General features: G+C 64.3%; 11 protein-coding genes. 5 read left to right on the top strand and 6 right to left on the bottom strand.

The window, feature by feature from the left end; genetic code table 11:
- Positions 1–85 precede the first annotated feature (85 nt).
- Together ABEL04_RS15695 and ABEL04_RS15690 are read right to left on the bottom strand one after the other, a co-directional pair.
- The gene (locus ABEL04_RS15695; RefSeq protein WP_375803346.1) at positions 86–310 is read right to left on the bottom strand and encodes an AbrB/MazE/SpoVT family DNA-binding domain-containing protein; all 225 of its coding nucleotides are present in this window, start codon (positions 308–310) and stop codon (positions 86–88) included.
- A gap of 187 nt (positions 311–497) precedes the next feature.
- A complete protein-coding gene (locus tag ABEL04_RS15690) occupies positions 498–620 on the bottom strand; it encodes a hypothetical protein (protein WP_375803345.1) in 123 nt (40 codons plus the stop codon).
- An 864-nt stretch (positions 621–1,484) separates the two neighbouring features.
- Between ABEL04_RS15690 and ABEL04_RS15685 the strand changes: the two genes are divergently transcribed.
- Positions 1,485–2,606 carry a methyltransferase domain-containing protein gene (locus ABEL04_RS15685; RefSeq protein WP_375803344.1) on the top strand — a complete coding sequence of 374 codons (1,122 nt, stop codon included), beginning with the start codon at positions 1,485–1,487 and terminating at the stop codon, positions 2,604–2,606.
- A gap of 50 nt (positions 2,607–2,656) precedes the next feature.
- On the opposite strand, the gene ABEL04_RS15680 is transcribed toward ABEL04_RS15685, so the two are convergent.
- The 3 genes from ABEL04_RS15680 to ABEL04_RS15670 form a co-directional block, all read right to left on the bottom strand.
- Complete coding sequence (locus ABEL04_RS15680) at positions 2,657–3,598, bottom strand: universal stress protein (protein WP_375803343.1); 942 nt, start codon at positions 3,596–3,598, stop codon at positions 2,657–2,659.
- A gap of 127 nt (positions 3,599–3,725) precedes the next feature.
- Positions 3,726–4,379: a response regulator gene (locus ABEL04_RS15675; RefSeq protein ID WP_375803342.1), complete on the bottom strand. Its 654-nt coding sequence runs from the start codon at positions 4,377–4,379 to the stop codon at positions 3,726–3,728.
- A 206-nt stretch (positions 4,380–4,585) separates the two neighbouring features.
- Positions 4,586–5,956, bottom strand: coding sequence for a PAS domain S-box protein (locus ABEL04_RS15670; RefSeq protein ID WP_375803341.1), 1,371 nt, complete (start codon positions 5,954–5,956; stop codon positions 4,586–4,588).
- A 247-nt stretch (positions 5,957–6,203) separates the two neighbouring features.
- On the opposite strand from ABEL04_RS15670, the gene ABEL04_RS15665 reads away from it, so the two are divergent.
- The 4 genes from ABEL04_RS15665 to ABEL04_RS15650 all read left to right on the top strand — a co-directional run bounded on the left by ABEL04_RS15665 (position 6,204) and on the right by ABEL04_RS15650 (position 9,646).
- Entirely contained in the window at positions 6,204–7,100 is an 897-nt protein-coding gene (locus ABEL04_RS15665; RefSeq protein ID WP_375803340.1) for a universal stress protein, read from the top strand.
- 124 nt (positions 7,101–7,224) lie between these two features.
- Entirely contained in the window at positions 7,225–8,055 is an 831-nt protein-coding gene (locus ABEL04_RS15660; protein WP_375803339.1) for a DNA-binding protein, read from the top strand.
- A gap of 150 nt (positions 8,056–8,205) precedes the next feature.
- A complete protein-coding gene (locus tag ABEL04_RS15655; protein ID WP_375803338.1) occupies positions 8,206–9,156 on the top strand; it encodes an L-lactate dehydrogenase in 951 nt (316 codons plus the stop codon).
- A 121-nt stretch (positions 9,157–9,277) separates the two neighbouring features.
- Positions 9,278–9,646 (top strand): DUF4112 domain-containing protein, encoded by a 369-nt coding sequence (locus ABEL04_RS15650; protein WP_375803337.1) that lies wholly within the window; start codon positions 9,278–9,280, stop codon positions 9,644–9,646.
- Between the two features lie 37 nt (positions 9,647–9,683).
- Here the strand turns inward: ABEL04_RS15650 and ABEL04_RS15645 are convergent.
- A partial coding sequence (locus tag ABEL04_RS15645; RefSeq protein WP_375803336.1) for a flavodoxin-dependent (E)-4-hydroxy-3-methylbut-2-enyl-diphosphate synthase occupies positions 9,684–10,387 on the bottom strand: 704 nt, incomplete at its 5' end.

Raw genomic sequence — 10,387 nt, 5'->3', positions numbered from 1 at the left:
GTTGAAGTGTCTCAGCATGCAGTGCCAGCACGAGCTTCTTCGTGAGCCACGCCGGTTCGTTACTCTGTAGACCCTCCATGACGCATTATGCGAGCTCGCGGAAGGCATTCCGGTGCGTGCGCATGAACTCGCGGGCGTCCTCCATCGCGTCCGCAAACTCCGGGTCGTGCGGGGTGAGTTGAATCCCGTCCGGCGTTTGGATCGCGAAGAGTTCGTCCCCCTCTTCCACGTCCAGCTCTTCCAGCGTTGGGGACGGAAGAATGACGCCGAGCGAATTCCCAATTTTGCGGACCTTCAGCGCGTCGGGCATGGTGACACTGCCGATGACGAGACAAAGTTCAACGAATGTTATAACACCGTTTCCCATCTGTGGATCCCTTCAAGGCTGAGGAAGGGCGGTACGGAGACCGCCTCCGTGCATCCACGCCTCCACGCTCGCACAGCCGAAAGCGATGTCCTTCGGAAATCTCTGTCATCAGTGCCGAACGGGAGTCGCTTCACGGACGGGCCTCCCCCGCCAGCATCTCCAGCGCATCGTCGAGCGCCCATTTGGGAATTACGCCGCTGTGGTGGTCCCGGGTGCGGCCCTGCTTGTCGATCAGGTACATGCGGGGTACCACCTCGCCCCGGTGCTCTTGGGGCCGAAAGCGATCGCTGTCCGACGTCTACGCGGCAGAAGTCGGCGCCGGCCGCTCCTCCATCGAGAGGTCGAGGCTCGGCATGTAACACCAGCTATCAAGGATCGTCGTGCATTTCATCAGTTTGCATAGGGCAGGAGGTCCGTCGCAAGGCGCGTACGTGTTTAGCGACCGTAGGACAGTCTGAAGATTTTCGAACGAGCCTGGTTCTATGAAATCGGTTTCTGCCCACTGATCGACCCAAGGCCCTTCAGAAAATGGCCGCTCGGACACCCGCGTTCGCGCAACGCCCGAAATTTATCACCGTCTGAGCGAACGCGTGAGCGAGTTTGATAAATTTCAGTGGAGCGAACGCGGGCGTTAGGCCATTTTCTGCCCGGCCGAGCCCTTTTCGTCCACTTTGGGGTCATCAAAATGGACACCGATCAGAGAACAACGCTCCCGTTCCAGATCGGATGCTCCCTTGGTGAAGCGGAATCTATTTGCCGGGATGATGGAGTCGGGCACGTCCGAGAATGGCTAAACAGATACCGAGGCGCGCCTCGCGACGATTCTTTCCGGAGATCCTCGGAGCGAAGTGCACAGTCATCCTTCGCAGTTGGTATCGTGCTGACAGCCACAGGTCCCTACCGCCGGCGGCACGGACCGCTGCCAGCAGCGCGCGACGTAGTGCCCAATCAACGACAGCCAGGATCGGCGGAGGGTGGCCTCCGAGGCAAACATCGAGTCGCGGTTCGTTTTCTGGACGTAGAGCTTGCTTCTCTACTGGCAGCCTGTCGGCGAACCGTGCAAAATCATCACGGTTGAAGGTCGACCCGTATCCTTGCTGGCCCATGCTCTACTTCTGTGTCCCCCCCTAAGAGTTCTCCCCGTTCGGCCACGTCGCTCCGCGCTCCGGACCGCACCCCCCTCCTTTTTACCCTCAACATGGGGCTGGAGGACGTGGCCGTCCATGAATTTCGGGAGCGGGCCGCGGCGGCAGGCCTCGAGATCACGGACACGGATGATGCCCCGCTCGACCTTCAGAGCTACGCCCTTGTGGAGGCCCGGGCGGGGCCAGCGCCCACGCTCGACGTGGCCCGCCGAATGCGATCGATTCACCACGTGCTGGCGCCTCTCTACACCTTTTCGCTGCCGGGCGACGGCGAGGCCGCGCTCCGGACGATCCGCACGACCGTGGAGACGCTTGACGTGGAGGCGATGGAGGAGGCGGACACCTTTCGGGTGACGACGGTGCGCCGGGGCGACCACGACTTCACAAGCGTCGACGTGCAGCGGGTGGCGGGCGGGGGGCTCGACGCCCACTACGCCGCCGCCGTGGACCTGGAGGACTACGACGTGGAGGTGCGGGTGGACGTGCACGACGACCGTTGCCTCGTGAGCGTGCAGCACACGCGTGAGGCCCTGAGCCGACGCCAGCTATCAGGCTACCAACCCCGGGCCGCCCTCAAGGCCAACGTGGCCTACGCCCTCCTCCGCCTCGCCCATCTCGACAATCCCCCAGACGTGCTCCTCGATCCCTTCTGTGGCTCCGGCACCATCCTGCTGGAGGCGGCGCACCTGTGGCCCGAGACGCAGAGCTACGGCAACGACTGGAACGAGGAGGCCGTGGCGGGGGCCCGCACAAATGTCGAGCGGGCCGGGCTCACCGACCGCATCACGATCCGGGAGGGCGACGTGTGGCACCTCGCCGAGCGGTTCGACGACGGAGCGGCCGACCTTATCGTCACCAATCCGCCCTTCGGCGTGCGCATGGCCAGCAGCATGGACTTCTTTCCCTTCTACCGGCGCGTGCTGGGACAGATGGCCGCGGTGCTTCGCCCCGGCGGGCGGACGGTAATGCTGGTGCTGCGACAGGGCCCCTTCAACGCAGCGCTCAGTGAGAGTGAGGCCTTCACCAGTCGGCACGTGCGAGCCATTGAAATCGGGGGGCTCTACCCGTACGTCTTCGTGCTCGAGCGCACGTGAAGTGCCCGGCGTGCCCCCCGGAAGGCCCCCTGCTCGCCGTGTCGGCACAGTTACTGGTCGGACCCGTCCGCCGAGACCGGAACCAGCGACTTGCCGAAGCTCTTGACCGTGAAGACGGGACAGGGGGCACGACGGACCACCTTTTCCGCCACGCTGCCGATGAGGAAGCGTTGCAGGCCTGTGCGGCCGTGCGTGGCCATAACAATCAGATCACTCTCCTGCTGGACGGCGAAGTCAACGATATCCCGAGCGGCGTACCCGGCAAGAAGGTGCACGTTTACCGATTCGGAGAGGCCATCCATCTGTTCCGCCAGCGCTTCGAGCGCCTCGCGCGCTCGCTCCTGCACATCCGGCCGCGACGAGACGAGCGGATCGACGCCGTACGCGGCCGGGAAGGCCGCCTCCTCCACCACGTGCAGGAGGTCAACAGGAGCATTGTAGACCTCGGACAGGCCAGCGGCATGATCTGCCACGAGGGTAGATTGCTCCGAGAGGTCCACCGGCACGAGAATTCGGGCGATCTGGGACTCAAGCTGTCCCTCGTCGTACGCGGGAACCGTGAACACCGGACACGGAGCCTGGCGCACGACCTCTTCCGCTACGCTCCCGCTCAGCAGTCGATCCACGCCCTTCCGGCCGTGCGTTCCCATCAGCACGAGATCCACGTCGTGCTCGGTGGCGTGGTCGACGATTGCTCTCTCCGGCGACGTGCTATCTGTCTGCGCGTACACGACCGGGACGGTCCCTTGCTCCTGGGTCACTGTCTGCACCTCCATCCGCTGGGGGGGCGCATCGCCCACGGCCTCCCCCTCGACGGGGGCTACCGGTAGGAAGTCCATCGGGTTAGACGCATCGTCGTCCCCCGGTGTCACAACGTTGAAGACGTGAATCGTGGCCCCGGATTGTAGCGCCAGGTGCGCGGCGTGGGCGAACGCGTCCTCGGCCACCGAGGAGAAATCGGTCGGGAAGAGAATCGTGTCGAGGTCGAGCATCAGGATTCAGAAGTCGGGGAGTTCAGAAGCGGAGCGACGGTGCGCACGTCATGCAGGGTGCCTCAGCTTCCGGTCGGCGGGCCGGAGGACCTCGCCTGAGGCCCTGGAGGCAGGGACAGGGATTCATCTACGTAGACCCTTCCCCCTCCACCCATTGCACTGCGTGCTGCATGAGTTCGTTCGCCGAGTCAAAATTGAGCTTCTTCTTGATGCGGGCCCGGTAGGACTCGACAGTCTTCACGGACAGGTGCAGCCGGTCGGCGATCTCGCGGGTGGAGGCTCCCTTCCCGGTAAGCTCGAAGACCTCCAGCTCCCGGTCACTCAACACCTCGAGCGGCGACTGCGTAATCCGTTCGCGCCCGCCCTCCGCCATGCTTTGCAGCAGTCGCTCGTTGATCTCCTCGCTCACAAAGATGCGGCCGTTTAGGATTTTGCGGATGGCGCTCACAACATCGTCACTCGCCTCCTGCTTCATCACGTAGCCCCGGGCGCCCGCCCGGATGCACCGTTCAGCGTAGAGGGTCTCGTCGTGTCGCGACACGACCAGAATCTGCACGTCAGGGGCGCGCGACTGCAGGCGTTTGATGAGCTCCATGCCGCTCATGCCGGGCAGCGAAATGTCCACGATCGCCAAATCCGGCTCTGCCTCCTCAACCTCTTGCAGGGCCTCCTCGGCGGTGTCTACCTGACCGACCACGTTGAGGTCGGCCTCGGCCTCGATGGTCCGCGCCAGGCCCTTTCGCAGGAGCGGATGGTCGTCAACCAGAAAGATGTCTTTCATGGTGGTGCGGCGGTTGTATTGCCCGAACAAGGGAACAGACAAGGAATCCCGAACGGCTGGGCATTCCTCATTGCTGCCCGGATCGGAGGGATAGAATAACAAGTACAGTGGGAAAGCAAAAGTACCGCCGGTTCGGCCCTGCTCGTACCGGGCCTTGCCGAGTGCTGCTGTGGGGGATTCTCCTGCAGGGGCGGCTGGAGCGGGGCCTATGCGGCCGGAGCGGCGTGTTCTTCGTCCTTGTCGGGTGCGTAGGCGTTGCGGGGAAGTGTACAGGTGACCACCGTTCCGTCCCTGAGTGCACTGCTGACCTCAAGGGTGCCCCCGATGATGCGGGCCCGGTAGTTCATGATGTGTACGCCCATGCCGGACCCGTCCATCGCCTCGTCGTCGAACCCCACTCCGTCGTCCCGCACCTGGAGGCGGATCTGCTCCTCCCCGGAAGCCAGGATGATTTTGATGTCGTCGGCCTCGCCGTGGCGGGCGGCATTGCTCACAGCCTCCTGCGCGATGCGGTAGAGGTGGGTGGCCACCGTGTTGTTGTGGACGAGTACGGTCCCGACCTCCCGGAACGAACAGTGCACGTTGAAGAGCCGCTCGGCGTTCTGCGAGAGCCGCCGCAGGGCCTCACTCAGGCCGTTCGCCTCCACGTCTACCGGAATCAGCCCGTGCGACAGATCGCGAGCGTACTGGTCGGCCTCCTTGATGTGCTCGGTAATCTCGGCCATGTCCTCGGCCCGCTCGTGCCCCTCCTCGTCCAACTGTCGGGCGAGGTCCTGGCTCAATAGCCCAATGCCGGTCAGCATCTGGCCGAGGCCGTCGTGCAGGTCCTGCCCGATGCGACGGCGTTCCTCCTCACTCACATTCAGGATCTCTTTTTCGAGCCGGCGGCGCTCGCTGATGTCGCGGACAATGCCGGTAAAGAGGATTCGATCCCCCAGCTCCACCTCACTGACGGCCAGGTCCATCGGGAAGGTCGACCCGTCCTTGCGCTTTCCCCTCACCTCGCGCCCAATGCCGATGATCCGCTTGCGTCCGGTCTCGTGGTAGCTCCGGAGGTACTCGTCGTGCTCCTCCCGGTACGGGGACGGCATGAGGACCTTCACGTTCTCCCCGATCACCTCCTCGGCGTCGTAGCCAAAGATGTCTTCGGCGGCTTCGTTGAACGATTCAATCGTACCGTCCGCATCGATCGTGATGATGCCGTCAACGGTCGTTTCGAGGATGGCCCGGGCTTTCGCTTCACTCTCGCGCTGGGCCTGTCGGAGCCTTTTGTATCGGAGCACCACCGCCACCGCCGTCCAGAGGCCCGCGAGCACCAGTCCATGGGTCACGAGTCCCTGCGTCGGGGCCACCTGTGCAGACTCGGTCACGTATCCGAGCCCAACGAACAGGGTCGCGACGAGCCCAAATACGAGCGTGGACGTTCGCCCCGGCAGAAAGAGCGTCAGCAGCACGACCGCAACCTGAAGCAATCCGATGGTTTTGCCGGCGGGCAACGCCCACTCGAGAAGAAAAAATATGCCCGATAGAATGCCGAGGCTGGCGTAGAGAAGGACTCGGCGCGAGGTGTCGAGCATGAGGGAGAACAGACTGGACGGGGAGAAGCGAGTCTCGTTCAACAGTCGCTGTGAGGCGGTCGGGCGCGCACGTGGGGCATTCTCCCACACATGCTCCACGAAAGCTCCTACGGGGAATGGGGTACCCGCCGGATCGACTTGCAGGAGGGACTGTCGTTTTTTGTTAATGCCATTTTCGGGGCAGGGGTTCGGCGTGTCGGCTGCTCTTTCGCTCGCCGACCTTACCCGTCACTGTTTTCGATCTGCGATGCTCAATACTGCGCACATCCTGTGTCTGATGCCGCCGGCCCCATCCGCTCTACGGCAGGGACTTCACCTTGCCCGGCGCGTTGGGGCCGCGCTTCACGTGATGCCGACACCGCTCCCTCGGGGCCCGTCGGGGTCGGCCACTGGGCGGGACGAGATTCACTCGCTGGTGGAACGCCTCGTTCCCGATGCGTCCGAGGACCCTCCTCTCGAGATCACGGAAGCCCCCCCCGGCTCACCGTCGGAGGTTCTCCAGTACGTTGCGGACGCGAACATCGATCTCGTGGTGACCGCCCCGCCGCCGGATCAAGAGTCGGCTCCGCCCCTTGCCACCGATGTCTCCCGGGTGCTCACCGAACAGCTGGCGTGTCCCTTGTTCATCGTCGAGCCCGGAACCGATCCGGCTACGGTTCAGGACATCCTGGTGCCCACCGATCTCTCCGATCATGCCCTACGGGCCTTCAAGCACGCCGTGGCCCTGGCGCGCCTGTACGACGCTACGGTCCACGTGCTGCACGTAGTCGAGTCCCTCCCGTACGTCGCTCTCACCCCGACGGATCGGCTCTCCCTCGGTCCTACGCCGCTGTCGGAGCATCGCGGGCGTCGCCGACTCCGGGCATTTCTCCGCAGGGGCCAGGTCTCCGAGGTCCCCGTTCAGTCCCACCTCGTGTACGGAGACCCCGCCGATCAGATTGGTCGCTTCGCCGACGAGAACGCGGTCGATCTTTTGGTGCTCTCCTCCCACGGGGCGGGAAGCCGCCCACACCGCGCTCTCGGCCGGGTGGCCAAAAGCGTCCTGGGGGAGGTGGCGGGCTCGCTCTTTCTTTTCCACGCTACCGGCTCATCGCTGCTGTCTGCCTCCTCGCAGTTATCGCCCGACGATGCATCGCCGTCGTGATCGGTCCTGCCCCCCGAGACGAACGGAGGGCCCAGAAATCGGTGAGAATGGATGTAGACGGCTTCGTTCGCTACATTGTGGCTGATGATCCGCCGTACTTCCCTCACTGTCCTGCCTGGTGCTCATGCCCCCCTCGACCCCGTACGAGGAATCGCCCACCGCTACGCTTCCCATCCCGTGCCCCACACAGCCGGTGGCGGGCCGTACCGTTGACCTTGACGACTCGCCCGTGTTCGACTGGACCCCGGTGCCCGACGCAGCGCACTATCGGGTCCAGATTTCGGGCACCGAGACCTTCGAGTCGATCCACCACGATGAGGTCACAGGGCGACGCGTCCTGATTCCCCTCAGTTCGGTGCTTCCCGACGACGCGGCCCTGGCGTACTGGCGCGTGCGGGCAGAGACGGACGCGGCCCGCTCCTCTCCATGGAGCGATGCGGCCCACGTAACCCTCCCTTCGATGGAGGACGAGGAGGTCCTCCGGGTCAACGCCCCGCCGGTCCCCCAGCACCCCACCGAAGACACGCCCGTAGACCCCCATGCCGTGCCGTTTTCCTGGGAGGGCGTTCCGGAAGCGTCGGGCTATCAGATTCAGGTGGCCCCGACCGAGGACTTCACGGACCCGACCGTTGACTTGACCCTCGACCAGACCACCTCGGTGACCCTCTGCGACATGCTCTCGCCGGATGTGTCCCCGTTCTACTGGCGGATCCGCACGCTCTTCCGAGGGATGGACCCTGGCCCCTGGAGCACCCCGCCAGTCTCGTTCGCCGTTACGCCCCCTCCCGAGGAGGAAGATAATCTCGCCACTGAGGCTTCCGATCCGGAATCCTCCGCGGCGGCCGCGGGGCCGGTCCAGCACGCCCGCACCAGCCGTGCAACCTCGATTGCTGTGTCTCTGTTCGCCCTCCTCAGTTTTATTGCGGTCATCCTCCTCATCGTCCTTTCCAGCTGATCCAGGGCCTGCTCAACTCGTGCGTCGCCTCCGGGGTGCTCCCCGGTCGGGCTGGGGCCAGTGCCCGGTCGGGCCGCTCCCTCCGATCCGAAACCAGGGCCTCGTGGCCTCCTCTTCACCGCACTCCTTAACCTCCTTCGCTCCCTCACCATGATTCAACGACGAACTGTCGGCATCGTCGGCACCGGAAACGTTGGCTCGGCGGCCGCCTACGCCATCTTTAATCAGGGCCTGGCCAGCGAGATTCTCCTACTCGACAAGAATACGCACCGGGCCGAGGGCGAAGCTATGGACCTTATGCACGGCCAGCAACTGGTGGGACGTGTCACGTGCCGGGCCGTCGACTACCCGGTCCTTGGCAATGCCCAGATCATCGTGCTCTCGGCCGGGGCCAGTCAGAAGTCGTCCGACGAGTCTCGGCTCGATCTGCTTCGGCGAAACGCGGAGATCTTCCGCGAGATTATCATTCAGCTCGACAAGCACGCGCCCAACGCCATTCTCGTGGTTGCCACGAACCCGGTCGACGTGCTGACGTACATCTGCCAGGCGCTGAGCAGTCGCCCGGGGCGTCGCATCATCGGCACCGGCACGCTGCTGGATACGGCCCGGTTCCGGGCGCTGCTGGGCCGCCACTACGGGGTGGACCCTCGCTCGGTGCACGCCTACATTCTGGGGGAGCACGGGGACTCCGAGGTGCCCATCTGGAGCAACGCCACCATTGGGGGACAGAGCATCTACGAGCGAACCGTGCTGGGCAAGGAGTGGGAGTCCGACACGATGCAGTCGATCTTTGAGCAGGCCCGCAACGCGGCCTACGAAATCATCGACCGGAAGGGCCACACGGATGCGGCGATCGGGGTCGTCATTGCCCGCATTGTGCAGGCGGTGCTTGAGGATCAGCAGAACGTGCTTTCGGTGAGTACCCGCCCGAAAGGCGCGTATGGCATCGAGGACGTATGCCTGAGCATTCCCTGTGTCGTGGGACTGGAGGGCGTCGAAAAGCAGATAGAGCCGACGCTCAGCGACGACGAGGAACAGGCCCTGCGGGCCTCGGCGCAGGCGCTCCACGACAGCCGAAGCGGCCTGCAGATGGAACTGTAGTCGTGCCCGCCGACGACCCCCACTGCAAAGATCTCCGAAAGACGCCTCCTCGGCTGGACCGTGCACGTGGCGTACTGGTGTCACTTCCCTCGACGAGTTCCCTCACCACCCCCTTCGTCCTGTGACTGCAGATGCCGCCCCGGGCTTTGGTGCGTCGGACATAGACGGCGTAGTGGAGCGCCTCGACCGATTTGCGTACTGGAGCGATGAGTGTATTCCGATCCCTGGATTCAACGCCCGCATAGGCCTCGATCCCCTGATCGGTCTTGTGCCGGTCTGGGGAGATGTCATCTCGGCGGTCATCTCCTGCTACGTGCCGTACGAGGCATATCGTGTCGGGGCCCCGCCCTCGCTCGTCTTCAAGATGCTGGTGATCATCGTCGCGGACGCCTTCGCAGGATCCATTCCTATCGCGGGCGACCTCCTCGACGCCGTCGTGAAGGCCAACCGGATGAACGTGGAGATGCTGAAGGACCATCTTGGCGTCTAATCCCGCCGACGGGACCGCCCTCCACCGGTCGACGGCGTTACGGCAGGTCGGGCTTCGTGACGCTGACAGCATCGTCCTCTTCTTCGGACGAGGAGCGTGCACCGTTGCCCGCCGCACCCGCATCGTCCTCGGCGTCGGCGACATGCTCGCCCTCCTCTTCGGGGGCCTCCTCGTCCTCGTCCCAGTTTTCGATGGCTTCCAGGACGGTGTCTACGATCTCGTCCTCAGGAATCGTGTCCACGACCTCGCCGTGCTTGAAGAAGTGTGCCCGGCCACGCCCCAACGACACCCCAAGGTCGGCCCCCTCAGCCTCTCCCGGCCCGTTCACGGCACAGCCCATGAGGGCCACGTCCAGGTCCTTGTCGAAGTCCTGCTCGGCAACGGCTTCTTCTACCTCCTCGACGACCGTGAAGAGATCGCCCACGAGCCGTCCACAGGTAGGACACGCGATGATGTTCACGCCGGGACGCCCGATGCCGAGTGACTTGAGGATTCGGTGACCCACCTTCACCTCCTCCACCGGGTCGGCGGCCAGCGAGACACGGATCGTGTCGCCGATGCCGTCGGCAAGCAGCGAGCCGATGCCAATGGAGCTCTTCACCGTGCCGGTGTCGAGGGTGCCACTCTCCGTGACGCCCAAGTGCAGGGGGTACTCTGTCTCCTCGGCCACCTTGCGGTAGGCCTGAATCATCATGTAGGGGTCGGAGTGCTTCACCGAGATGACGATGTCCTCGAAGTCGT

The sequence above is a fragment of the Salinibacter sp. genome (assembly GCF_042218895.1).
Classification (GTDB): Bacteria; Bacteroidota; Rhodothermia; order Rhodothermales; family Salinibacteraceae; genus Salinibacter.
This window is presented reverse-complemented; position numbering and strand designations above follow the sequence as displayed.